The following is a 22994-nucleotide window of genomic DNA, read 5'->3' as shown; positions in this document are numbered from 1 at the left end:
GGAAGGTTAGAAATCGTCACTGCCGGCTGGACGCTACTGCAAACGGACTTTCCGCCTCCGTCCAGTCCCAGCCTGGCAGGCGCGTCTGGAAGCCCGCTGCGAGCGCGGCGTCGAGATCGTCGCTACCAGCATCGCCGTTCTCGGGATGGTGATGGATGTCCGCGTAATGAAACGTGGCCTCGCAGAGCAGGGAGAACGGCTGGTTACCGGCGATCATGCCAGCGAGCCGCCGGCCGAGTAGTTCGTCGATGACGAACCCGGGGTAGTCGTCCTGTACGTCGAGCTCGCGGAGTATGGCAACGAGCGCGGCGACGTTGACGGCGAGATCACCGTCGGCGAAGACGGCGTCGACTTCCTGACGATACTGCTCGGCGTCGACTGAAGCGACCTCCGTCTCGAAGATCGCTTCCAGATCAGAGCGCGCGTCGTTGATGAGGTCGACGACGATGTCGTCACGCGCACGAACCCACTCGTACTCCCGCTCGACGGTGGCCGGTGTCAGTCGCATGCCTCCCGGTTCGGCCCGGATCGGTTTATGCTCGGTCATCAGCCCTCTGATCCGCGTCACGTCCGGTTACTGTCTCAATTCTCCCCTGTTATTGCGAAGATTTTTATAAGATGCGACGAGTACAGCCGAGTAAGCGGGTTTTTCCTGGATCCTCTTGCGGAGTCCGCGAGAGGAGCCCGACATACCAGGAGCATATCCCCCAGAGACACCGATCATTCAGTATGCATACCCTGTGGCTATCCGACGGCATGGGCCGGTTTCGTCGTACCCATCCGTCACTGGCGCATTTGCGCAGGCCGCCCGAATCCGGTCGCTGCAGGACGTCTCGGCATCGCTTGCCGCGAGATCGGCGTTCACTGGGACGAACCACGCTACTATGACGTTTACACTATGAGTTCCGTTGATCGACAACTCGACGACCTACACGAAACGATTACCAGCGAATTGCCGGCGGATATCACGGTCTCCGATGTCAAATACGAGGGACCGGAGCTCGTCGTCTACACGCGTGATCCAAAGAAGTTCGCGCGTCAGGGTGACCTGATTCGACAGCTCGCCAGCAAGCTGCGTAAACGAATTACCGTTCGACCGGATCCCGATGCCCTCGAACGTCCACGTGACGCCAGAGAGAAGGTGATGAAGGTCATCCCCGACGAGGCGGGCGTCACGGATCTCGACTTCCACGAGGACACCGGCGAGGTCGTGATCGAGGCCGAGAAACCAGGCATGGTGATCGGTCGCCACGGCTCGACGCTCCGGGACATCACCAAGGAAGTCGGCTGGACACCCGAGGTCGTCCGGACGCCGCCGATCGAGTCCTCGACGGTCTCGAACGTCCGGAACTTCCTCAAACAGGAACGTGACGAGCGCCGCGACATCCTCGAACGCGTCGGGCGACAGATCCACCGTGAGGAGATGTCCGACGACGAGTACGTTCGCATTACGACGCTTGGATGCTGTCGTGAGGTCGGCCGTGCGGCGTTCATTCTGAGCACGCCGGAGACCCGCATTCTCATCGACTGTGGCGACAAGCCCGGTGCGGAGGGCGAAGTGCCGTATCTGCAGGTGCCCGAGGCGCTCGGCGCTGGCGCGCAGAACCTCGATGCAGTCGTCCTGACACACGCCCACCTGGACCACTCCGCGCTCATTCCGATCCTGTTCAAGTACGGCTACGACGGGCCGATCTATACGACCGAACCCACTCGCGACCTGATGGGGCTGCTCCAGCTGGACTACCTCGATGTCGCCGCAAAAGAAGGTCGGGCTCCACCGTACGACTCCGAGCAGGTCCGGGAGGCGATCAAACACACCATCCCGCTTGAGTACGGCGACGTCACCGATATCGCGCCGGACGTCAAACTCACTATGCACAACGCGGGCCACATCCTCGGCTCGGCAGTCACCCATTTCCACATCGGCGACGGGCTCTACAACGTCGCGTTTTCGGGCGACATCCACTACGACGACACCCGTCTGTTCAACGGCGCAGTCAACGACTTCCCGCGCGTCGAGACGCTCGTGATGGAGTCGACCTACGGCGGCCGGAACGACTACCAGACCGATCAGGACGACGCCGAGGAGCGGCTCAAACAGGTCATCAACGACACCCACGACCGTGGTGGGAAGGTGTTGATCCCCGCGTTCGCGGTCGGCCGATCGCAGGAGATGATGCTCGTCCTCGAAGAGGCGATGCGCAGCGGCGATATACCCGAAATGCCGGTCCATCTCGACGGGATGATCTGGGAGGCGACGGCGATCCATACGACTTACCCCGAGTACCTGCGTGACGACCTGCGCGATCGGATCTTCCACGAGGACAAGAACCCGTTCCTCGCCGATCAGTTCAACCACATCGACGCCGGCGAGGACGAACGACAGGAGATCGCCGACGGCGGCCCCTGTATCATCCTCACGACCTCCGGTATGGTCACCGGCGGCCCGATCATGTCCTGGCTGCGCCACCTCGCCAGCGAGGAGGAGAGCACGCTCACCTTCGTCGGCTATCAGGCGCAGGGAACGCTCGGCCGTCGCCTCCAGAGTGGCTGGGACGAAGTCCCCATCAACGACGGCGAGAGCGGCCGTGGATCGAAAATCAGCCTCAAGATGGACGTCGAGACGGTCGACGGCTTCTCGGGTCACGCCGACCGACAGGGTCTGATGAACTTCGTGAAGACGATGAACCCGCGTCCCGAGAAGGTGCTCTGTGTCCACGGCGACGAGTCCTCGACACAGGACCTCTCCTCCGCGCTGTATCACGAACACAACATCCGGACGTTCGCGCCGAAGAACCTCGAAACGTTCCGGTTCCTCTAGAGTCGGCAACTACCTTTCCACTAACGCGTACGGATCCGAGTGAATCGGTCCGTTGTTCTCCAACTGTTGGTAGCCGCTGAATACCCGAACGAACCAAATCTTCACAGGAGTACTAACTACGGTCTTTACCGGCGCGGTCAAACCTTTGGATGCAGTCATGTCGACACCCATTACACGACGAACAGTGCTCGCAGGCACCGGCGCCGCGGCACTGCTATCGGCAACCGGCGTATCGCTCGCAGACGAACATGAGGACGACGAGGACAACGACCTCAATGAGGATGATCCGGCGTTCGCTGCCGTAAATACGGTTCATGCCTCGCCCGACGCACCGGAGGTTGATGTGTACGTAAACGGCGCGCGCGTCCTCGAAGGCGTCGCGTTCCGGGACATCAGCGATTACCTGGTCCTACTCGAGGGGGAGTATCAGGTGCAGGTCGTCCCCGTTGAGGACAACGGTGTCGGTGAGGACGACGAAGACGACAACGGCTTTGGTGACGACGATGACGAAGACGACAACGGCTTTGGTGACGACGATGACGAAGACGACAACGGCTTTGGTGACGACGATGACGAAGACGACAACGGCTTTGGTGAGGATGACGAGGATGACGACGTCGGGATATCTGATGACGCCAACGGTGTCGATGTGGATGAAGAGGCAGTCATCGATGAGCAAATCGACGTCCCCGCTGGCGTCGCGACCGCCGCCGTCGTTGGCGAGGTTGATGAAGGGGCCGAACAGGAGCTCGAACTCCTCGTGCTCGACGTCGATCTCGACGATCTGGAGGACGGCGAGAGCCGGGTACGCGCGGTCCACGCCTCACCCGATGCACCGGAAGTCGACATTGTCGCCGACGATGACCCCCTCGTCGAGGGGCTCTCGTTTGGCGACTTCGGAGCCGTCGATGTCGAGGAGGGCGACTACACCCTCGAAGTTCGGGAAGCAGGCGAGGATGAATCGGTTGCGGACTTCGATGTCACACTCGAAGCAGGTGTGATCTACTCGGCGTTCGCTGTCGGCTTCCTCGAAGAGGAGAACGGTGAAACCGAGGACAACGGCGTTGGGATGGACGACGAAGACAACGACGACGACAACGGCGTCGGTGACGACGACAATGGGGTTGGGACGGACGACGACAATGGCGTCGGTGACAACGACGAGAACAACGGTGTCGGGAACGACGTCGATACAGGCTTCGACCTGTTGCTTACCGTCGACGCTCTCACACCCGAGTCGGAGGTCGAGGAGATGCCAGAGGACGAGGAGGACGACAACGGCATCGGTGACGACGACGAAGACGACGATAATGGAATCGGTGACGACGAAGACGACGACAACGGCATCGGTGACGACGACGAAGACGACGATAATGGAATCGGTGACGACGACGATGACAACGGCATCGGTGACGACGATGACGACGAAGACGACGACGGCATCTTCGACAGTATCTAAGACACTGCTCCGGATTCAGTCATTTTTTTGAGCGTCGGTTCACCGCCCTATCCGTGGCGCCCGTTCACAATGGGTAGTATTAACCATGTAGATAAAATGCCTAATATTGCCTTGTATGTAATTATAAAACCATTAGTCATTCAGGAGTAGCGTCTTATGCGAGCGGATGGCTAGTACCGCTAATGTCTGAGCAACGTGAATCGATTACGGACCGGTCGCGGGGTCTCGCCGACCCGACTGACGAGCGGTCCAACTGCGGTGTAGGTGTCGTCATGGATCTCGATGACGGAAGCTCACACGATGTCGTCGCTGACGGCGTCGAACTACTGGAGAACCTCGAACATCGGGGAACAACTGGCGCAGAAGAGAATACTGGAGACGGGGCAGGTGTGATGCTCCAGACGCCCCGGAAGTTCTTCGATGCTGTCGTTGACGTCGAACTACCCGAACGGTATGCGGTCGGCTCGGTCTTCTTTCCGAAGGACGGCGACGCGCAGTCAGCTCTGAAAGCGTTTGTCGAGAGCGAACTCGCGGAATACGACCTCGATGTCGTCCACTGGCGTTCCGTGCCGACGGACAACAGTGAGATCGGCAAAACTGCACTCGACTCCGAGCCAGCAACGTGGCAGTGTTTCGTCACACCGTCGACCGAGATCACGGACGAAGAGTTCGATTCGAGGCTCTACGCCGCCCGACGCCAACTCGAAAACCGGGTCGAAGCGGAATCGCCTGACGGGAGCGACCGATTTTACGTCTGTTCGCTCGATCGCCAGACACTCGTCTACAAGGGACTGCTCAAGGGCGATCAGGTCGGCGAGTACTTCCCAGATCTGCAGGACGAACGCATCGAGTCGACCTTTGCGATGGTTCACGCCCGGTTCTCCACGAACACGCTCGGTGCGTGGCATCTCGCACACCCCTACCGGAACATCATCCACAACGGCGAGTTCAACACCATTCAGGGCAACATCAACTGGATGCGCGCCCGCGAGACCGACCTCGAAAGCGACCGGCTGGGCGAGGAAATCGAGACGCTCAAGCCGATCATCAACGACCCCGAGCAGTCGGATACGGCGAGCGTCGACAACGCGCTCGAACTCCTGCTCGAAGACGGTCGGGATCTCCCCCACGCGCTGCGGATGCTCGTACCCGAGGCCTGGCGTGGGGACGACAGCATGAGTCAGGACCGCAAGGACTGGTACGACTTCCACGCTTCACTGGTCGAGCCGTGGGACGGTCCAGCGCTGGTCTGTGCCACTGACGGCGACCGGATCGGTGCTGTACTCGACCGTAACGGTCTGCGCCCGTGTCGGTACGACGTGACGACCGACAACACGCTGATTATGGCCAGCGAGGCCGGGGCGCTCGAACCGGACTTCGGCGACATCGAGGAGCGTGGACGGCTTCAGCCCGGTCAGCTGTTCCTCGCCGACCCTGCAGAGGGTCGCGTCATCCCGGACGACGAGGTCTTCGACGACCTCACGGACGCAAAGTACGGCGAGTGGGTTGACGACCAGCAGGTCCATATCGGCGATATCGCCGACCTCGACGATCTGGTTCCCCGAAACGATATCGAGGAACTGCGATCGCACCAGGCAACACAGGGGTACAGCCACGACGAACTGGAGAACATGATCGAGCCGATGATGAAAGACGGCAAAGATCCCGTCGGCTCGATGGGCGACGACACGCCGCTGTCCGTCCTCTCGGATTACAACCGCCCACTGTTCTCTTACTTCAAACAGCTGTTCGCGCAGGTGACGAACCCACCGCTGGATTACATCCGCGAGGAGCTGGTGACGAGCCTCGAAAGCCGGATCGGCCACCAGCGCAACCTGCTCGACGAGTCGCCTGCCCATGCACGACAACTGGTCGTCGACTCGCCGATCCTTACCGACGCCGAGACGGCGGCAATCAAGGAAAGCGACCGGGAGGGGCTGTCGACGGCTGTTGTCGACATCACCTACGAACGCGGCACCGACCTCCGTGAGGCCGTCGAGGACGTCCGTGCGGATGCCGAGGCGGCGATCGAGGCGGGCCACGAGATTCTCGTCCTCTCGGATCGCTCGACCGGTCCCGACAGGGTGCCGATCCCGGCGCTGCTGGCGACCGGCGCTGTCCACCATCACCTGGTTCGGAACGGCCTGCGCAACCACGCCGGACTCGTCGTCGAGTCCGCTGGCCCGCGACAGGTTCATCACTTCGCGACGCTGATCGGCTACGGCGCTGACGCGGTCGATCCCTACCTTGCCTACCGCACCATCGACGACATCGTGGCGGGTGAAGATGGCGCGGACATCAGCGAGGCGGTCGACGCCTACGTCGGGGCCGTCGAGGACGGCCTGCTGAAGACGATGGCGAAGATGGGCATCTCGACAGTCGAGAGCTACCAGGGCGCGCAGATTTTCGAGGCCGTCGGGCTGGATTCGGACTTCGTCGCCGAGTACTTCGAGGGCACCGAGGCCCGAACCGAGGGAATCGGCCTCGAGGAGATCGAACAGGACCTGACCGACCGACACACGAACGCCTGGGACGACGAGCCCGAAATCGACCGCTATGGCGAGTTCGAGCACCGCTCGAACGGAATCCACCACCAGTGGAACCCCGATACGGTCGGCAAACTCCAGCAGTCCGTCCGCTCGGGCGACTACGGCCGTTACAAGGAGTTCGCCGCCGAGGTCAACGAACAGCAGGAGACACTCCAGACACTTCGGGGTCTGCTCGAATTCGAGACTGACGAACGTGAGTCGATCCCCGTCGAGGACGTCGAGCCGGTCCACGAGATCGTCCAGCGGTTCTCGACGGCCGCGATGAGTCTCGGATCGCTCTCGCCGGAAGCCCACGAGAACAACTCGATCGCCATGAACCGCATCGGCGGGAAGAGCAACTCGGGCGAGGGCGGCGAGCCGCCAGAACGCTTTGGCACCGAAAAGGAGTGCAATGTAAAGCAGGTCGCCTCGGGTCGCTTCGGCGTCACCTCACATTACCTCTCGGAGGCCGACGAACTGCAGATCAAGATGGCACAGGGGTCGAAACCCGGAGAGGGAGGTCACCTCCCCGGCATGAAGGTCAACGAGATGATCGCACACGTCCGGTATGCGACGCCGGGCGTCGGCCTCATCTCGCCGCCGCCGCTGCACGACATCTACTCCATCGAGGACCTCAAGCAGCTGATCCACGATCTCAAGGCGTCGAGCCCGGACGCCGACATCAACGTCAAACTCGTTTCGGAGGCGGGGATCGGCACCATCGCGGCGGGCGTCGCCAAGGCCAACGCCGACGTGGTCCACATCTCGGGTCACTCCGGCGGCACCGGCGCGAGCCCACGCACCTCGATCAAAAATGCTGGCCTGCCGTGGGAGCTTGGCCTCGCCGAAGCCAATCAGATGCTGGTCGAGACCGACCTCCGGGATCGGATCCGCGTGAGCGCTGACGGGGGCATGAAGACCGGCCGTGACGTGGCAGTTGCTGCCCTGCTTGGTGCCGAGGAGTACATCTTCGGGACCGCCTCGCTCGTCACCTCGGGCTGTGTGATGGCCCGGCAGTGTCACAAGAACACCTGCCCGGTCGGCGTCGCCACCCAGCGCGAGGAGCTCCGGAACCGGTTCCCCGGCGAACCCGAGAACGTCATCAACTACATGACGTTTATCGCCCAGGAGCTACGCGAGATTATGGCCGAGCTCGGCTTCGAGACTGTCGACGAGATGATCGGCCGCGTCGACATGCTCGACCAGCGCACGGATGTCGAGCATCCAAAAGCCAAAAACGTCGACCTCTCGGACATGCTCGTCGAGCCGGCTGGCGACCAGCGCCGCAAGACCCGCGAGCAGACCCACGAGGTCGACGAACAGCTCGATCACGACCTGATCGAGGCCGCGGCACCGGCGCTCGAAACCGGTGAACCGGTCGCCATCGATACGGGGATCTCGAACGCGGACCGCGCGGTCGGCGCGACGCTCTCGAACGCCGTCTCGACCGAATACGGCGGCGAGGGGCTGCCCGAGGACACCATCGATGTCGACCTGCACGGTACCGCCGGGCAGAGCTTCGGTGCGTTCCTCGCGGACGGTATCTCGATGCATTTGACGGGGAGCGCCAACGACTACGTCGGCAAGGGACTCTCGGGTGGAAAAATCGCCGTTTCGACGCCGCCGGAAGTCAGCTACGATCCCGCCGCAAACATGGCGATCGGCAACGTCGCGCTGTACGGCGCGACCCAGGGCGAACTGTACGTTAACGGGATGGCGGGTGAACGGTTCGCTGTACGTAACTCCGGGGTCAAAGCCGTCGTCGAGGGCGTCGGTGACCACGGCTGTGAGTACATGACCGGTGGCGTCGTCGCCGTACTCGGCGACACTGGCCGGAACTTTGCGGCCGGGATGTCCGGCGGTATCGCATACGTCCTCGACGAGGACGGCGAGTTTCCCGAGTCGGTCAACCGCGGGATGGTCTCGGTCGAACACGAGCTCGAGGACGCGGACATCCCGATGCTCCGCCGACTGATCGAGAACCACGCCGCCTACACGGACAGCGAAAAGGCGGAGTGGGTACTGGAGAACTGGGACGACCTGCTCGATTCGTTCGTCAAGATCATGCCCGACGCGTACGCACGGGTGCTCGAAGACGGTGCCAAAGACGTTCGCGAGACGCTGCCGTCCAGCGCGACGCCGGACGCGAGTGCCGCGACCGGCGGGCTCGCGTCGAGCGACGACTAATCTTCGTCGAGCGTATTTTCGATCAGCGTTATCATTCCCCGGCGGAGTCGCTCGGACGCCGACTGACTTGAGACGCCGAGTTCTTCGCCGACACCGGCCAGAGACGTCTCCCGCGGGATCGAGAAGTAGCCAGACTCGGCCGCGGTAACGAGCGCCTCACGCTGTCCGGGCGTGAGACCGTAGGAGTGTTCGGGCGGCTGGCGCTCCTGATCGTAGATCGCTTCGATGTCAACAGTGATCCCAGCGCCCTCGCATCGTTCACACCACTCGTTCAGGGCGTCCCTGTCCGGATACCGTATCCGGCCTGTCCAGCCGTCGCCATCGGTCCGTGCGTCGAGCACCATTCCGTCGAGTTCGACAACCGCCCGGTACGCATCTACCCCCGGAAGGTGATCGGGATAGATCACCCGGTAGTATCGGCTGTCCGGTGCTTCGGTGATCCGTTTCGGATCACGAACTGTCGGGTCGTCCTCGAGCCCGGACTCGAAGGCCTCGAAGTTTCCCCCTCTGGCCCAGAAGAACTTCCGGAGCGCCACGGTATCCGTCGATGTCATGTGGTCCATCTCCACGGTCATCCCTGGACTCTCCGTGAGCGCCGACTGCAACGTAGAAACATCAAACGAGAACTCAACGATCATACGAACAACATGACAGCCAGATGTATAACTATGTTGGTGTTTGTGTCGTCGTGAAAACCACGGGGCATCGCCCCGTGTTGAGGCCATGTCAGAGCCTGCGGGGTTCGGACCGCCCGAACCCATGCAGTAGTAATGTTTATCGCCATTACCTAAAACAACAGGGCCTGAATATACAACCAACCCATCGAATCCGGCCCTTCGGCAGTGTTTTGTGCGATGCGTCGAAGCCAGAGATATGGACGATCACGCACTGGTCATTGGCGGGACGCGCTTTATTGGACGACACACGGTCGAGGAGTTTCTGGCACACGACTACGAGGTCACGGTGTTCAACCGGGGGAACCACGACAACCCGTTTGCCGATACCGAAGCCGTCTCCCACCAGCAGGGCGACCGCACTGACGACGCTGATCTCTCGGAGGCCGCTGCGCTCGATCCGGACGTCGTGATTGACTGCGTGGCGTACAAACCACGCGAGGTCAGGACGGCGACACGCGTGTTCGACGATGTCGATGCCTACGTATATATCTCCAGTGGCTCGGCCTACGGGGACGAGGAGATTCCGAAACGGGAGGGCGAAACCCGGCTCTGTGAGTGCACCGACGAGCAGGCGGTCGATGACTCTCCCGAGAGCTACGGCCCGCGGAAGGCCGAAGGTGACCGCGCCGTCTTTGCCGCCGCAGAACGGGGCGTCAACGCGATGAGCGTCCGGCCATGCATCGTCTACGGCCCCCACGATTACACCGCCCGGACCGACTACTGGATCGATCGCGTGCTGAACCACGAGCGTGTACTCGTTCCGGGCGACGGCTCGAACATCTGGCACCGTGTCTCCGTCTCCGCGGTCGCCGAGGCGCTCCGCGTCGTCGCCGAGAACGGCGAGCCCGGCGAGGCGTACAACGTCGGCGACCGGCGGATGCTCACGCTCGGCGAGACGGTCGAGCTGATCTCGGAAACGCTCGCCGAGGCCGGTGTGGACGATGCTGACATCGAGGTCGTCACCGCGGGCGAGCGCGAGCTGGCCAGCGCCGGGATCGAGATGGAGGAGTTCCCGCTGTACCGATCCTATCCGCACGTCCTCTCGACGGCGAAACTCGCCGATCTGGGCTGGGACCCGATCAGCGTGGAGGAGGGCTATCGTCGGGCCGTCGAGGATCATCTCGACAGCGACCGCACGGGCCGGGAGAACGGCCCGGATCGGGAAGACACCGAGCGGGTGCTGGGCGTACTGGACACGCTCTGAGCGGTCTATATGACAATACTACAGTTTTCGAAGTTTATTACTACAGTCTTTGCAGTGTTCGATCGCGGCAACGGCCCGCGCCGGAGAAACCCCTTTTACGCTGGCCCGAGAGCGTTCGAGTATGTTCGACAAATCGACGTGGATCCGCCTGCCCCGGAACGTCCTCGTCGGCCACGGCGTCCTCGACCAGGCCGCAGAGGCCATCGAGGAGCTCCACCTGCGCGGCCAGCCGCTGATCGTCACCAGCCCGACCCCCTACGAACTCGCGGGCGAGCGGATCGAGGCACAGTTTTCTTCGTGGGACGAAGAGCCCGCGGTCGTCGTCGTCGAGGACGCCAGCTTCGACGCGATCGAGCGAGTGATCCAGCGCGCCCGCGATGTCGATCCGGGCTTTCTGATCGGCCTCGGCGGCGGGAAGGCCATCGATATCGCGAAGATGGCCAGCGACGACGTCGGGCGCGGGTTCGTCTCCGTGCCGACCGTCGCCAGCCACGACGGTATCGTCAGCAACCGCGGCTCGGTCCCCGAGGAGGGAACCCGCCACAGCGTCGCTGCGGAGCCGCCGCTCGCGGTCGTCGCCGACACCGAGATTCTGGCGAACGCCCCCTGGGAGCTGACGACTGCGGGCTGTGCGGACATCATCAGCAACTACACCGCCGTGATGGACTGGCGGCTCGCCTACCGGCTCAAGAACGCACCCTACTCGCAGTACGCCGCTGCGCTCTCGGAGATGACCGCCGAGATGCTGGTGGGGAACGCCGACTCGATCCGTCCCAGCCTCGAAGAGTCCTCGTGGATCGTCGTCAAAGCGCTGGTCTCCTCGGGCGTCGCCATGAGCATCGCCGGCTCCTCGCGGCCCGCCAGCGGCGCGGAACACCTCTTTTCCCACCAGCTCGATCAGATCGCGCCGGGACGTGCGAGCCACGGCCATCAGGTCGGCGTCGGCTCGATTATGACCGCCTATCTACACGGCGGCGAGAACGGGCTCTGGCGCGAGATTCGGAACGCGCTGGCGAGTATCGATGCGCCGACGACAGCCGCGGAACTTGATCTCGAGGACGAGGAGGTTATCGAGGCGCTGACGACGGCTCATGAGATTCGCGATCGGTATACGATCCTCGGCGACGGCATCGACGAGACGGCGGCGCGAGAGGTTGCGCGACAGACTGACGTGATCTGAGAGTACGACACAGAATCGGCGTCCCCGAGAGGCCTCGTCACGCTCTCTGGAGTTCGCTATGACCGCACCTCTGCCAACACTGTGAAAGCCCCCGCCACGGTCGACGCCTCTGCGGCCGTGCGCGCTTCCGCTCACTGCGTTCGCCTGCAGTGCTAGCGGGCAGCGGACGCGTCGACCGCGGCGGCCCCTTTCGATCCACCCACACAGCCTCGTCCTCCCCAACCTTGTCGCTTCACTCCGTTCAGCGACGCCCTCGCACAGTGCTGGCTCGGCCTGAACGCCTCGCCAGCGCGCGCCACCGCATTCGCCAGCGGAGCGGTGAGACTCGTTCCCCACGACCCGATGCGTGCTGCGATGTTACAATGTTACATTGTAAATAATGTGACTACCACAACAATGTGACGCCCCACGGCACGTCCACTCGGCTGACGCGACGGTCCTGGAAGGGCTGCCGAGGCCTACTCCTCGATCTTGCCGTAGCGTTCCTCGACCAGGGCGTTGTACCACGAGAGGAACTCCGCCTGGCTGTGGCTCCCGGCGTCGATCTCGACGAGCAGGCCTTCGAGTTCCTCGCGGGGCTGATGACAGAGATCGTGGTCACAGGCTTTGCAGAGGTGTTCAAACTCTTTTCCCGCGCGCTCCCACCGATCGCCGTACTTGTCGTATTCGCGCGCTTCCGACCGCGGCAGTGAACAGCCACAGGCGATGCAGGTGACTGACTCCTGTGTTGCCTTCCGGGAACCCCACATAGCTCTACGTTAGCGCGACGCATACTTAGCGTTTGCCGGAGTCGTCAACATCCGGGGCGTTTATGCTGGCTCCGGCGTTGGTGTGGAGTATGGAAATCAACTCCCGACACCACCTGCGCAGCGACGGGGTGTCCGAACTGGAGACCGCCGTCTCCGAGGGGCTGGGCGTCGATGTCGATGGCGACACCTACGAACTCGTCGAACTGGCCGACTCGAAGTTCGATCTCGTGCTGGTCGACGGCGAGCCGTCGGTGCTGTACGTCGACGACGAGCCGTTTCTCACCGTCCGTGGTGCGAACCGCTTCGAGCCCGAGACACACGTCGTCACGGTCGACAGCGGCGCGATCTCCTTCGTCAGCGATGGCGCGGACGTGATGCGGCCCGGCATCGTCGAGGCCGACGACGACATCGATCCTGGCGATCTGGTCGCGATCGCCGAAGAGAATCATGGCAAAGTGCTTGCGATCGGGCGCGCGCTCGTAGAGGGCGCGGAGATGGCCGGCGATCAGGGAAAAGTCGTCGAGTCGGTCCACCACGTCGGCGACGATCTCTACGAGTTCGTCGTCTGACCGGCGTAGCCGCGCTTACTCTCGCAACGCGTCCTCGCGTTCGGTCGCTTCGAGCGTCTCCTCCTCGATGTGGGTCGCGACGACCGCGGGCTTGAACGCGCCGCCGTCGATCAGGTCGTGCTCGCTCACTGATGATTCGACGAAGCGCTGGAACGCGCGACGGTTCGCAGGTAGTTCGCCGTAGAGCACTTCCTCTTCGACCAGATCGTAGACCGGAATCCGGGGGGTGAGCAGGGTGTTCTCGCCGACGACGCTGTTCTCGCCGACGACAAAGCCGCTAGTGACGCGACAGCCAGCGCCGAGCGAGACGTTGTCCTCGACGATCACGGGGGCGTCCTCGACGGGTTCGAGCACGCCGCCGATCAGCGTGTTCGCACCGAGTTTGGCGTTCTCGCCGATCTGGGCACAGGAGCCGACGGTGTCGGCGGAGTCGATCAGGGTGCCGTCGCCGACGTGCGCGCCGATGTTGACGAAACTCGGCGACATCATGATGCAGTCCTCGCCGAGATACGCGCCGCGGCGGATCGTCGTCCCGTCCGGGGTGTTTCGGGTCCCGCGGTCGTTCAGGTCGTCAGTCCTGCGCAGGGGGAGGACATCGTGGTAGGTGACCCCGCCATACTCGCGTTCGGCGGTGTGGCGCAGGCCGAAGTTGAGCAGGATGCCCTGCTTGACCCACTCGTTGGCGATCCACTCGCCGCCCTGCTTTTCCGCGGCCCGGACTTCGCCCGCTTCCAGCGCGGCGAGGAACTCGTCGAGCACCGTAAGATCCTCCGCGCTCGCGTCGTCAGCCGTCAGTCCGTCCTGTTTGCGCTGCCAGAGGTCTTCGACGTCTGTCTGCAGACTCATGACTCGTCGATTACCGCTCCGAAGGTATACCAGTCAGGATTTCGACCGGCGACCCACGCCGCGGCGTCGAGTGCCCCTGCCGCGAAGACGCCACGATCCTCGGCGCGATGAGAGAGGCTGAACACCTCGTCGTTGCCCGCCAGCACGAGTTCGTGCTCGCCGCGGATGTCGCCCGCCCGTCGGACGAGGACGCCGATCTCGTCATCCTCGCGGGGGGCGTGTCCCTCGCGGCCGTAGACCGGGTCAACATCCCGCTCTTCCTGAACGGTTTCAAGGATCGTCTTCGCGGTGCCAGAGGGCGCGTCGATCTTCTGGTTGTGATGTGTCTCCATCAGTTCGAGGTCGTAGCCGTCGAGCGCGCCCACCGCCTCACTGACGGTTCTGAGAAGCACCTGGATCCCTCGTGAGAAGTTCGTCGCTTTGAGCACCGGGACGAATTCGCTGGTCCGGCGCAAGTAGGACAGCTGGTCCTCGTTGAATCCGGTCGTCCCCACCACGACGGCGACGCCGTGCTCGACGCAGGCGTCGACGATTCCCAGTGTCGCGTCGGGGACGGTAAAGTCGATCAGCGCGTCCGGTTCGTACTCCGCGAAGGCGTCGACAGCATCGTCCGGGTCGGCGACCGGCACACCGTCGACCGTCTCGGCGTCCGCGACGTCGATGCCGACGACGACCTCCACATTCTCGCGGTCCGTCGCCGTCTCGATGACTGTCTGACCCATTCGGCCTGCCGCACCGTTGACTGCGATCCGCGTGGGGTCGCCGCTCATCGGTCGGCCTCCGCAAGGTCCGCGGCTGGCTCACTGTCCAGATCCGCCAGCACCGCGGCGAGTTCATCACGGTGCTCCTCCGAGAGGCGTGTCAGTGGGGATCGGACGATCGGCTTCGCGTGCCCTCGGATATGCATCGCCTCGGCGACCGGGATCGGGTTCGTTTCGGTAAAGAGTGCCCGTGTCAGCGGCGCGAGTTCGTGATGGAGCGCCCGCGCTCGTTCGTAGTCACCCGAAAGGGCTGCGCCGACCATCGCGCAGGTGCGCTCGGGTTCGACGTTCGCGACGACGCTGACTGCCCCACTGGCCCCGATCGAGAGCATCGGGAGGGTGAGCCCATCGTCACCCGAGACGACGGTGAACTCCTCGTCTCGCGTTCGTTCGATGACCTCCGAGATCTGGTTGAGGTCGCCGCTGGCTGCTTTCAGGCCCGCGATGTTCTCGTGGGATGCGAGTTCGACGACCGTGTCGGCCTCGACGTTTCGGCCCGTCCGCGATGGCACGTTGTACAGGAGCTGTGGCAGGTCGACCGCGTCGGCAACCGCCCGATAGTGCTCGATCAGCCCCTGCTGTTCGGGCTTGTTGTAATACGGCGAAATAAGGAGGAGGCCGTCAGCGCCAGCGTCCGCTGCGCGTTCGGACAGCTCCAGCGCCTCGCGGGTGTTGTTGCTCCCGGTGCCCGCGATGACCGGTACGTCCTCGACGGCGTCGACGACCGTCTCGACGACCTCGACGTGCTCGTCGTGGGACAGGGTCGCGCTTTCACCCGTGGAGCCCACGGGAACCAGCCCGTCGACGCCAGCGGTTTCGAGTCGCTGGGCGTCCGCTCGCAGTTGGTCGTGATCGATGCTTTCGTCCTCGTTGAACGGCGTCACCATCGCAGGTAGAACGCCGTGGAACGGGTTCGGTGTCATGTCTGGTATGTTGTGATCGGTCGGTATCAATCGATCCATCCGCGATCGAGGACCGGCCCGCGACGAACTCGCTACGCTCGCCGGGAGCCGCTATCGACCGCGTTTTTTCAGAAAGACGACGGCGCACCCGCTCGACGTCCGCACGGACGAGTCGAGTCGCCGAACGAGTCCGTACACAGTAAAGAGTGTCCGAGTCCCGAAACTTATTCGTTGTGTTTGTAGCCCGGGGAGTGTGCCGAATGTTGTCACAGTGTGTCGCTGCCATATGACTTATAGGTCGTCGACAGCTACCCGCAGGTATGCGACACATAGGTCTCAAGATCCGGATGGCGATCGTCAGCACCATCCTGTTTGCGTTCTTCTCGCTGGCTGCACTCGTCGCAGTCGTCGCCTTCGGCTGGCCCCTCTGGCTGGTCGCGGTGCTGACGGTCGCGTTCATCGGGTTCCAGTACCTGCTGGGAACGAAGATGGCGTTGCGAAGTGTCGGGGCCGAAGACATGTCCGAAGAGGAGTATCCCCAGATTCACCAGACGGTGGAGTCGCTCTCCCGTGATATGGGGATCAAAAAGCCCAGGCTGATGGTCGCGAGTATGGGCACACCCAACGCCTTCGCAACCGGCCGCAAGGGCAAGGGGACGGTTGTAATCTCGACCGAGCTGATGCAGGTGCTCGACCGCGAGGAGTTAAACGGCGTAATCGCCCACGAGCTTGCCCACATCCGTAACCGCGACGTCGTGACGATGACCATCGGGCAGTCGATCGCCGCGATCGTCGGTATCGCCGCCCAGTGGGTCGTCCTCTTTACCGGTGAGCGATCCATTGCGAACTACGTGCTCGCCTTCGTCGTGGGGATGATCACGCAGATGCTCGTGATGATCTTCGTCATGGCTATCTCGCGGTACCGCGAGTACGTCGCCGACGCCGACGCCGCGGATGCGATCGGGAACGGAGAACCGCTTGCCCGCGCGCTCGAAAAGATCCAGCGGAGCGCAGAACGCACCAACGCCGAAATGGACGATTCCGTCGCCGCACTCTGTATCTCGGGTGGCGCCGCAAAGAAGCTCCTCTCGACGCATCCCTCGACCGAGGAGCGGATATCGCGGCTGCGAAACCGTCGGTAGACGCTACCCGACTCCCGCCGTTTATGTACTGGCCCGCACAAGAACCGCCATGAGCGAGATCCATCCGGGCCAGCGCGTCGCCGTGCTCGTCGACGCCCAGAACCTGTATCACAGCGCACAGAGCCTCTACAGTAACAATATCGACTACTCCTCGCTGCTCGAAAAGAGCGTCCAGGACCGGGAGCTGACACGCGCTATCGCGTACGTCATCCGCGCGGACTCGCCCGAGGAGGAGACTTTTTTCGACGCACTCACTGACATTGGCTTCGAGACCAAAATCAAAGACATCAAGACGTTCAGTGACGGCTCGAAGAAGGCCGACTGGGACGTCGGGATGAGCCTCGACGCCGTCACGCTGGCCGAGCACGTCGATACGATCGTGCTCTGCACCGGTGACGGCGACTTCTCGCGGCTCTGCTCGCACATGCGTCACGAGGGCGTTCGCGTCGAGGTAATGGGCTTTGACTCCTCGACTGCCGAGGAGCTAAAAGAGGCCGCCGACTCCTTCGTCGATCTGAGCGAGCGGACCGAGACGTTTCTGCTCTGAGTAGCGAACCTGAAGAACCGCTCTACCGTCTATACCGCTCGCCCTTCGCCGGACGTCCCGACGAGCAGGGAGCCAGCGGCCATCGCGATCGCGGCCACACCTGCGAGGATCGCGGGAACTCCGGAGTCGAGCGATCCGGTTGCGAGAAGAATAACGCTGCTGATCGCAATGAGGACCGCACCTACCGCCACTTTCGTAGTATCCATTTGTATACCAGCCAGTGAGGGCTTCTAGTTTATAGGTTTCCCCCTTTGGCTGATACGTTGTGGGTTGATAACGACTCGCAGAATCTGCAGGTGTCAGTTCTGATCTGCTATGGAATGTCGAAGCGCTTTCACGCACCGAACTCCTGCACTCGACAATGAGCGAGGACGCGAACACCGGACTCGGCGAGGACGGTGAGCAGCTCCGGACGGTCGCCGACTACCAGTTCGGCGGCGGGGCAGGGCGAGCACTGTTTCCCGAAGACGGACGGTTCACGATCAAACGCAGCAGTTCGGGCAGGCCCCAGCAGGTAATCGGCGAGTCGAACCGGATCGTCTCGCTGAACGTCGACGGGCGGTACACGCTCGGTATCGAAGGGGGTCGACGGCTTCTCACGCTCTCCCCGCCGCGCAATCGCGTAGTCGTCGGCGACGAGAGCGAGCCGTTCGTCCGCGACGGCAAGAACGTCTTCGCCAAATTCATCGACGAGGTGGACGACGACCTCCGCCCGGGCGATGAGGCGCTGGTCGTCCACGAGACCGGTGACCTGCTCGCGGTCGGGCGGGCGGAGCTATCGGCCGACGCGATGTATGATTTCGAGACCGGGATGGCGGTGAAGGTCCGTGAGGGAGCCGGTGACGAGTCCTAGCGAGCGGCGGAACGGTTTTGATGGCCGGCGCGCGTTCGTTTGACCGTGACCGAGCAGATCCAGTACGACTCCGAGTTCGCTTTCGAGCTTCGGGTCTGTTACTGGGCGGAACGCGAGTGGCCGCCAGGTGGCACGCTTGCAGATGACACAGTCGCACTGGTCGCGCGCCAGTTGGGAACGAAACGTCGACGCTGGGATACGATCGTCGTCGAAACGACCCGCGAGGCGCTCGTACGTCGTGCGAATCTCGGTACTGAACGGCTGGACGACGACCTGCGCTTCGTGCTTCGCTCCGCGCCCGAGGAGTGGACGTACTATCGGGACGCGCTTCCGGAGCCCGACTACCCGTGGCGCTACGTCCGCGAGACGATCCATGCGGCCGACGACCGGGGGATTCTGGATGTCCGGAAGTCGGGAAACCGAATCGAGATCCGGCGACGGTATCGCTACCCCGAGTGGGTCGAGCGAATCGTCGCCATCGAGAACAAGCCGGATCTGGACGCGAGCGCGGCGACAGCGTTACAGCCTCAGCTCGAACGAGATGTCGCACTGGGGTTGGCCGACGAGGCGTGGGTGGCAACCCGCGCGACCGACGCCGCGGTCTCACCCGTGCTGTTCGAGGACCTCCCCGTGAAAGCGGGCGTACTGGAAGTCGACCCCACAGCGCTCTCGGCGTCGATCGCCTGGCACGCTCAGGCGCTCGAACCGGCGACACCGGGAACGCGGATCACGGACCGTGGCGGGGGGGACTCGGCGTTCGACCAGTCGGCGGCGACGTTCGAGTACGTCTCGCCCGATCGGAAAGCGACGCTCCGGTATCGGATCGCAGAACGAGCCTACGAACGCGGCTGGCGGTCCTTTGTCGACACGATGCGACCGGATTGTCGGTGGTTTGGCCCGCGCGAGCGCGACGGGCAGGTGCTCCCCTGGTGTGGTTCGCACTGTCGCGTTCAGACTGCAAACGAGTGTTCCGGCTCCTGTCCGGCCTTCGAACCGGAGCCCCCGTCGTGGCGACAGCATGGTTGGCCGATTGACGGAGGGCCGGGGAAGACGGTAACGCGGTTGCTCGCCGCTCGGCGCGCTCGGCTTCGAGGGATCAAAAAATCGTGATACGCCAGCGCGAGGGCCCAGTGACTGCCGTTTACTGGCGAGAAACGTCGGTAAGCGTTGTATTCACACGTCGTTTTCTTCGCCGTTCTCCTCTTCCTCGCCGTTCTCCTCTTCCTCGCCGTTCATCTCGTCGTCTTCCATCCCCTCGTTGTCGACGGTAAGAACGAGGTCGAACTCCTCGTCGGCCGGTGCCTCTTCCGGTTCGAGGTAGCCCACTGCGAACGCGGAGTAGACCATCCCCGACTCGGTTTCGACCGGGAATTCCGCGACGGCCTCCTCTTCGCCCGCCGCTCGGATTTCGAGCGTGTACTCGCCTGCGGGTACTTCGACCGCCCCAGCTTCGCCGAAGTCGACGTCTTCGAGCAGAACATCGCCGTTTGCTGCGATGTCGACTGCTGGAGCATCGGGTGATGCGTGGACTGCCCGGACACGGGCGTCCTCTCCCGGATCTTCGAGGTCGTCCTCGTACGTTTCAACGGCGAACTCCTGTGTCCCTTCCTCGTCGAGTTCGCCGATGGCTGCTGCGGTGAACGCGCCCGCAGGTAGCTCGACGTCCTCGTTGAACACTTCGGTCTCCTCGTCACCGGCTGCCGTGATCCGGATGTTGTAGGTCTCCGGCTCCAGTTCGAGGTAGTCGCTGACCGCGCGGAACGGGACGTCTTCGAGCGTCGGCTCGTCGTCGACGTACACATCGACGTTCGGAGCGTCGGGCGAGAGGTGCGCGACGCGAAGCATAGCCATCTCGTCTTCCTCTTCTTCCTCTTCTTCTTCCTCTTCTTCTTCCTCTTCAGGATCTTCCTCTTCTTCTGGATCTTCCTCTTCTTCTGGATCTTCGTCGTCTGGGTCCGCTTCTGGATCTTCCTCCTCCGGATCGTCCGCCGCATCGGTACACCCTGCAAGGGTTCCGAACACGATCGCACCACCCGTCGCTTTCAGAATCGTCCGCCTTTGTCTGTCTGGTTTCATAACGACGTATACAGGTAGGGAAATCACACGCTTCAACGATTTCCGAACTCTGCCCCTGATCTCTCCAAACTCTCTCCAGTATGTGCATCCTGTGTATACAAATCCGAGCTTACGAGGATAGCGGCCGGACCCACGAGCAAGTACCTGGCGTGTACTTATATCGCTCCATCAGTACGTTGGAACCAGATGAAGGCCGATCTCTGGTACGTCTTCGGCAGTAGTCGCGGGGGTCCAAACCGCCTTCGACTCGTCTACGCCCTCGAACACAGACCGAGAAACGCGAACCAGCTCGCAAAGGCGCTCGATCTCGATTACACGACTGTCAGACACCACCTGGACGTGCTCATGCAACACGGTGTCGTCTCGAAGACTGACGACGAGTACGGCGCAGTTTACGAGCCGAGCGAGTCCGCCAGAGAGCACTGGGGGACAATCGAAGAGATCGAGATACAGCAAAGGGAGGCTGAGACCGCGGAAAACACGGTGTAGCTCAGTCCGAGCGTTCGACATCCAGCTCGTCCCGATCGACGCTCAGACGGAACGTCGGCACGCTACGATACACGACCTCGACGACACCTTTGCGACGGAGACTCTGGAGTGCCGAGCGGACGTCCTCCGTGTCGGGATCGATATCGTGGGCGTCCCGGAGCGCGTGGAGCACGGAGACGACGCTCTGTGAGCGTTCGTCCGGGCCCGCGAGCACGTCGAGGACCTGCGCCTGCAACTCCGGGACACGAACGACACTGGGCACGTCGTTTTCGTCCGATTCGATCCCCGGCTCGACGTCGACCAGATCGTTGGCCTCGCTCGTCGCACGGATCAGGCTGTTGTCGTCCCGATAGTAGTAGTTGCCAAGCTCGGATTCGAGGTAGCTATGCACCTCGCTCCCGCTCTCTACCCCCCACCGATCCTGTAACTCGCTGTTTTTCGTCGGCTGTAACTCCACGACGTCTGCGAGGCGGTCGCGAGCCTCCTCCGAAAGCGTCATCGAGTCGTGCTATCGACACCGGGGTACTTGCCAGTTCTGAATCCCTGCAGACGTGTCACCGAAGCTAGCACATCAACGTATGTCTCTGTCTCACGTACTACCGGTATGGGACGTGAAGTCCGGCTGAGCCACCTGGATGCACTGTTCGGCGAACTCGACTATCCGATCGCACCTGGGGCGGCAGCCGCTGAATTCGACGACGTAACGCTCCGACTCGCAGATGGCGAGGAAAACCTCGGCGAGCTCGTTGCTGACCTCCCGGACGACCAGTACCAGTCTTCGGGCGAGATGATGGCTGACCTTCACAACACGCTGCCGCGAGGGGCAGTCGGCGAGCCGTTCCAGTCGGAGGGCGACGGCTAGTCCCGCAGGGCGTCGACCGGTCGCTCGCTTGCCGCCTTCCAGGCCGGATAGGCACCACTGAGCAGGCTTACGCCGATCCCGAAGGCAAAGGCCAGCGCGAGATAGAAGAAATTCGCCGGATCGAGCAGGATCCACAGCTCAACGGGCGTCGTTAGATACAGCCCGGCGGCCAACAGTACCGAGACGAGGACGCCGCCGACCGCACCGAGCAGCCCCAGCAGTCCTGCCTCGATCAACATCATCCGGAGCACCTCTCCCTTTTTGACGCCCACCGCGCGCATCACGCCGATCTCCTCGCGCCGCTCGACGGTGCTCATTAACATGACGTTCAGGATGCTCACGCCCGCGATCACCAGCGAAATCGAGCCGATCCCGAGCAGAAAGCTCTGCAAGAGCGAAAAGAACTCGTCGATCTCGTCGGTGATCTCCGATAGCTCGAAGACGTCGATGCGCTCCTCCCGGGCATTGAGCTCAGCCCTTACGGCGTCGGCCGCCACAGCCGTCGCTCCCGTCTCCTCGCCGCGCAGGATCACCTGCTCGTACCCGCTGCCCGCAATCGCGTTTTCGGGCAACAGAACGGCGTCATCCGCTGTGAGTGGGCCGAACGACTCGACCGGTTCGAGCACCGCGATCACCCGATAGGTGGTGTCATCGATGGTGACGACGTTACCCTCGCCCGCATCCAGCTGTTCGGCGACGCTACTCCCGAGGATAGCTCCCTGTGTATGCCGGTCCGGCAACCGCCCTTCGTCGGCCTCGTAGATCGCGGCGGGGTCGTCGATCCCATAGAGTGTCGTAGCCCTCGACTCCGTCCCGCGGGTGACTAACCCGGTCTCCGTTCTGATCGGGGCAACCGTTACGTCGTCCGTGACGCGCTCGATCGACTGGACCTGTCGCTCGGTGAGTTCGTCGAAGCCCTCGTCGGCGTTGGGCGTGATGACGACCTCGTTGCCGATATCGCCCAGCGCGTCGGCCGCACCCAGCGAGAGCACGTTCCCAAAGATCCCCAGCGCGGCGATGGCGACGACTGCAATGAGGATCCCGAGCCCCGCGAGAACCGATCGGAACCGGTTGCGAGAGAGGTTCCGCCGGGCGACGAAGAGTGCCGGGGACTTCACCACGAGTTCCCACCCCGCCAACAC

General features: G+C 62.8%; 22 protein-coding genes. 12 read left to right on the top strand and 10 right to left on the bottom strand.

Annotation, left to right across the window (positions count from 1 at the left end; all coding sequences use genetic code 11):
• Positions 1-16 precede the first annotated feature (16 nt).
• Positions 17-508: a DUF7984 family protein gene (locus tag AArcS_RS12310; RefSeq protein WP_238480009.1), complete on the bottom strand. Its 492-nt coding sequence runs from the start codon at positions 506-508 to the stop codon at positions 17-19.
• A gap of 390 nt (positions 509-898) precedes the next feature.
• On the opposite strand from AArcS_RS12310, the gene AArcS_RS12305 reads away from it, so the two are divergent.
• The 3 genes from AArcS_RS12305 (at position 899) to gltB (ending at position 8995) form a co-directional block, all read left to right on the top strand.
• Positions 899-2821 carry a beta-CASP ribonuclease aCPSF1 gene (locus tag AArcS_RS12305; RefSeq protein ID WP_238477714.1) on the top strand — a complete coding sequence of 641 codons (1923 nt, stop codon included), beginning with the start codon at positions 899-901 and terminating at the stop codon, positions 2819-2821.
• 157 nt (positions 2822-2978) lie between these two features.
• Positions 2979-4280 carry a DUF4397 domain-containing protein gene (locus AArcS_RS12300; RefSeq protein ID WP_238477713.1) on the top strand — a complete coding sequence of 434 codons (1302 nt, stop codon included), beginning with the start codon at positions 2979-2981 and terminating at the stop codon, positions 4278-4280.
• A gap of 182 nt (positions 4281-4462) precedes the next feature.
• On the top strand, positions 4463-8995 hold the full coding sequence (gltB, locus tag AArcS_RS12295) for a glutamate synthase large subunit (RefSeq protein WP_238477712.1): 4533 nt from the start codon (positions 4463-4465) through the stop codon (positions 8993-8995).
• Here gltB and AArcS_RS12290 read toward each other — a convergent pair.
• Positions 8992-9633 carry a helix-turn-helix domain-containing protein gene (locus tag AArcS_RS12290; RefSeq protein ID WP_238477711.1) on the bottom strand — a complete coding sequence of 214 codons (642 nt, stop codon included), beginning with the start codon at positions 9631-9633 and terminating at the stop codon, positions 8992-8994. The genes gltB and AArcS_RS12290 overlap by 4 nt on opposite strands.
• A 235-nt stretch (positions 9634-9868) precedes the next feature.
• Between AArcS_RS12290 and AArcS_RS12285 the strand changes: the two genes are divergently transcribed.
• Complete coding sequence (locus AArcS_RS12285) at positions 9869-10876, top strand: NAD-dependent epimerase/dehydratase family protein (RefSeq protein WP_238477710.1); 1008 nt, start codon at positions 9869-9871, stop codon at positions 10874-10876.
• Positions 10877-10997: 121 nt separating this feature from the next.
• Positions 10998-12056: an NAD(P)-dependent glycerol-1-phosphate dehydrogenase gene (locus AArcS_RS12280; RefSeq protein WP_238477709.1), complete on the top strand. Its 1059-nt coding sequence runs from the start codon at positions 10998-11000 to the stop codon at positions 12054-12056.
• 458 nt (positions 12057-12514) lie between these two features.
• Here AArcS_RS12280 and AArcS_RS12275 read toward each other — a convergent pair whose 3' ends face one another.
• The gene (locus AArcS_RS12275; protein WP_238477708.1) at positions 12515-12805 is read right to left on the bottom strand and encodes a DUF7562 family protein; all 291 of its coding nucleotides are present in this window, start codon (positions 12803-12805) and stop codon (positions 12515-12517) included.
• Positions 12806-12894: 89 nt separating this feature from the next.
• Between AArcS_RS12275 and AArcS_RS12270 the strand changes: the two genes are divergently transcribed.
• Positions 12895-13374, top strand: a complete 480-nt coding sequence (locus tag AArcS_RS12270; RefSeq protein ID WP_238477707.1) for an RNA-binding protein — start codon at positions 12895-12897, stop codon at positions 13372-13374.
• A gap of 15 nt (positions 13375-13389) precedes the next feature.
• Here AArcS_RS12270 and AArcS_RS12265 read toward each other — a convergent pair whose 3' ends face one another.
• Genes AArcS_RS12265 through dapA form a run of 3 tightly spaced genes read right to left on the bottom strand, consistent with a single transcriptional unit; the run spans position 13390 to position 15904 of the window.
• Positions 13390-14220 carry a 2,3,4,5-tetrahydropyridine-2,6-dicarboxylate N-succinyltransferase gene (locus AArcS_RS12265; protein ID WP_238477706.1) on the bottom strand — a complete coding sequence of 277 codons (831 nt, stop codon included), beginning with the start codon at positions 14218-14220 and terminating at the stop codon, positions 13390-13392.
• Positions 14217-14990 (bottom strand): 4-hydroxy-tetrahydrodipicolinate reductase, encoded by a 774-nt coding sequence (gene dapB / locus AArcS_RS12260; protein WP_238477705.1) that lies wholly within the window; start codon positions 14988-14990, stop codon positions 14217-14219. The genes AArcS_RS12265 and dapB overlap by 4 nt, the downstream gene beginning before the upstream one ends.
• A complete protein-coding gene (gene dapA / locus AArcS_RS12255; RefSeq protein WP_238477704.1) occupies positions 14987-15904 on the bottom strand; it encodes a 4-hydroxy-tetrahydrodipicolinate synthase in 918 nt (305 codons plus the stop codon). Before dapA ends, dapB begins: the two co-directional genes overlap by 4 nt.
• Before the next feature lie 299 nt (positions 15905-16203).
• Here dapA and AArcS_RS12250 point away from each other — a divergent pair, with 299 nt between their 5' ends.
• Together AArcS_RS12250 and AArcS_RS12245 are read left to right on the top strand one after the other, a co-directional pair.
• A complete protein-coding gene (locus AArcS_RS12250) occupies positions 16204-17025 on the top strand; it encodes a M48 family metalloprotease (protein WP_238477703.1) in 822 nt (273 codons plus the stop codon).
• Positions 17026-17074: 49 nt separating this feature from the next.
• Complete coding sequence (locus AArcS_RS12245; RefSeq protein WP_238477702.1) at positions 17075-17572, top strand: LabA-like NYN domain-containing protein; 498 nt, start codon at positions 17075-17077, stop codon at positions 17570-17572.
• A gap of 29 nt (positions 17573-17601) precedes the next feature.
• Here the strand turns inward: AArcS_RS12245 and AArcS_RS12240 are convergent, their stop codons facing one another.
• Complete coding sequence (locus AArcS_RS12240) at positions 17602-17778, bottom strand: hypothetical protein (protein ID WP_310736970.1); 177 nt, start codon at positions 17776-17778, stop codon at positions 17602-17604.
• Positions 17779-17933: 155 nt separating this feature from the next.
• Between AArcS_RS12240 and AArcS_RS12235 the strand changes: the two genes are divergently transcribed.
• The gene (locus AArcS_RS12235; RefSeq protein ID WP_238477701.1) at positions 17934-18425 is read left to right on the top strand and encodes a PUA domain-containing protein; all 492 of its coding nucleotides are present in this window, start codon (positions 17934-17936) and stop codon (positions 18423-18425) included.
• 45 nt (positions 18426-18470) lie between these two features.
• Positions 18471-19535, top strand: coding sequence for a DUF5787 family protein (locus AArcS_RS12230; protein WP_238477700.1), 1065 nt, complete (start codon positions 18471-18473; stop codon positions 19533-19535).
• A gap of 63 nt (positions 19536-19598) precedes the next feature.
• Here AArcS_RS12230 and AArcS_RS12225 read toward each other — a convergent pair whose 3' ends face one another.
• On the bottom strand, positions 19599-20501 hold the full coding sequence (locus AArcS_RS12225) for a DUF4397 domain-containing protein (RefSeq protein WP_238477699.1): 903 nt from the start codon (positions 20499-20501) through the stop codon (positions 19599-19601).
• A 186-nt stretch (positions 20502-20687) separates the two neighbouring features.
• Between AArcS_RS12225 and AArcS_RS12220 the strand changes: the two genes are divergently transcribed.
• Complete coding sequence (locus AArcS_RS12220) at positions 20688-20990, top strand: winged helix-turn-helix domain-containing protein (RefSeq protein WP_238477698.1); 303 nt, start codon at positions 20688-20690, stop codon at positions 20988-20990.
• A gap of 1 nt (position 20991) precedes the next feature.
• On the opposite strand, the gene AArcS_RS12215 is transcribed toward AArcS_RS12220, so the two are convergent.
• Positions 20992-21489, bottom strand: coding sequence for a DUF5797 family protein (locus AArcS_RS12215; RefSeq protein WP_238477697.1), 498 nt, complete (start codon positions 21487-21489; stop codon positions 20992-20994).
• Between the two features lie 105 nt (positions 21490-21594).
• Here AArcS_RS12215 and AArcS_RS12210 point away from each other — a divergent pair, with 105 nt between their 5' ends.
• A complete protein-coding gene (locus AArcS_RS12210; protein WP_238477696.1) occupies positions 21595-21852 on the top strand; it encodes a DUF5789 family protein in 258 nt (85 codons plus the stop codon).
• Here AArcS_RS12210 and AArcS_RS12205 read toward each other — a convergent pair.
• A complete protein-coding gene (locus tag AArcS_RS12205) occupies positions 21849-22973 on the bottom strand; it encodes an ABC transporter permease (protein WP_238477695.1) in 1125 nt (374 codons plus the stop codon). The two genes, AArcS_RS12210 and AArcS_RS12205, sit on opposite strands and share 4 nt — an antisense overlap.
• Positions 22974-22994: the final 21 nt, after the last annotated feature.

It is taken from the genome of Natranaeroarchaeum sulfidigenes (assembly GCF_017094485.1).
GTDB classification, from domain to species: Archaea; Halobacteriota; Halobacteria; order Halobacteriales; family Natronoarchaeaceae; genus Natranaeroarchaeum; species Natranaeroarchaeum sulfidigenes.
The sequence above is the reverse complement of the archived record's forward strand: the minus strand, read 5'-3'. Positions and strand labels throughout refer to the sequence as shown.

Coding starts and splice junctions, on each gene's coding strand:
- AArcS_RS12285 (WP_238477710.1), top strand. CDS start 9,869: ATGGACGATCACGCACTGGTCATTGGCGGGACGCGCTTTATTGGACGA.
- AArcS_RS12210 (WP_238477696.1), top strand. CDS start 21,595: ATGGGACGTGAAGTCCGGCTGAGCCACCTGGATGCACTGTTCGGCGAA.
- AArcS_RS12215 (WP_238477697.1), bottom strand. CDS start 21,489: ATGACGCTTTCGGAGGAGGCTCGCGACCGCCTCGCAGACGTCGTGGAG.
- AArcS_RS12240 (WP_310736970.1), bottom strand. CDS start 17,778: ATGGATACTACGAAAGTGGCGGTAGGTGCGGTCCTCATTGCGATCAGC.
- dapA (WP_238477704.1), bottom strand. CDS start 15,904: ATGACACCGAACCCGTTCCACGGCGTTCTACCTGCGATGGTGACGCCG.
- AArcS_RS12290 (WP_238477711.1), bottom strand. CDS start 9,633: ATGATCGTTGAGTTCTCGTTTGATGTTTCTACGTTGCAGTCGGCGCTC.
- AArcS_RS12245 (WP_238477702.1), top strand. CDS start 17,075: ATGAGCGAGATCCATCCGGGCCAGCGCGTCGCCGTGCTCGTCGACGCC.
- AArcS_RS12235 (WP_238477701.1), top strand. CDS start 17,934: ATGAGCGAGGACGCGAACACCGGACTCGGCGAGGACGGTGAGCAGCTC.
- gltB (WP_238477712.1), top strand. CDS start 4,463: ATGTCTGAGCAACGTGAATCGATTACGGACCGGTCGCGGGGTCTCGCC.
- AArcS_RS12305 (WP_238477714.1), top strand. CDS start 899: ATGAGTTCCGTTGATCGACAACTCGACGACCTACACGAAACGATTACC.
- AArcS_RS12220 (WP_238477698.1), top strand. CDS start 20,688: ATGAAGGCCGATCTCTGGTACGTCTTCGGCAGTAGTCGCGGGGGTCCA.
- AArcS_RS12310 (WP_238480009.1), bottom strand. CDS start 508: ATGCGACTGACACCGGCCACCGTCGAGCGGGAGTACGAGTGGGTTCGT.
- AArcS_RS12250 (WP_238477703.1), top strand. CDS start 16,204: ATGCGACACATAGGTCTCAAGATCCGGATGGCGATCGTCAGCACCATC.
- AArcS_RS12280 (WP_238477709.1), top strand. CDS start 10,998: ATGTTCGACAAATCGACGTGGATCCGCCTGCCCCGGAACGTCCTCGTC.
- AArcS_RS12275 (WP_238477708.1), bottom strand. CDS start 12,805: ATGTGGGGTTCCCGGAAGGCAACACAGGAGTCAGTCACCTGCATCGCC.
- dapB (WP_238477705.1), bottom strand. CDS start 14,990: ATGAGCGGCGACCCCACGCGGATCGCAGTCAACGGTGCGGCAGGCCGA.
- AArcS_RS12265 (WP_238477706.1), bottom strand. CDS start 14,220: ATGAGTCTGCAGACAGACGTCGAAGACCTCTGGCAGCGCAAACAGGAC.
- AArcS_RS12225 (WP_238477699.1), bottom strand. CDS start 20,501: ATGAAACCAGACAGACAAAGGCGGACGATTCTGAAAGCGACGGGTGGT.
- AArcS_RS12300 (WP_238477713.1), top strand. CDS start 2,979: ATGTCGACACCCATTACACGACGAACAGTGCTCGCAGGCACCGGCGCC.
- AArcS_RS12270 (WP_238477707.1), top strand. CDS start 12,895: ATGGAAATCAACTCCCGACACCACCTGCGCAGCGACGGGGTGTCCGAA.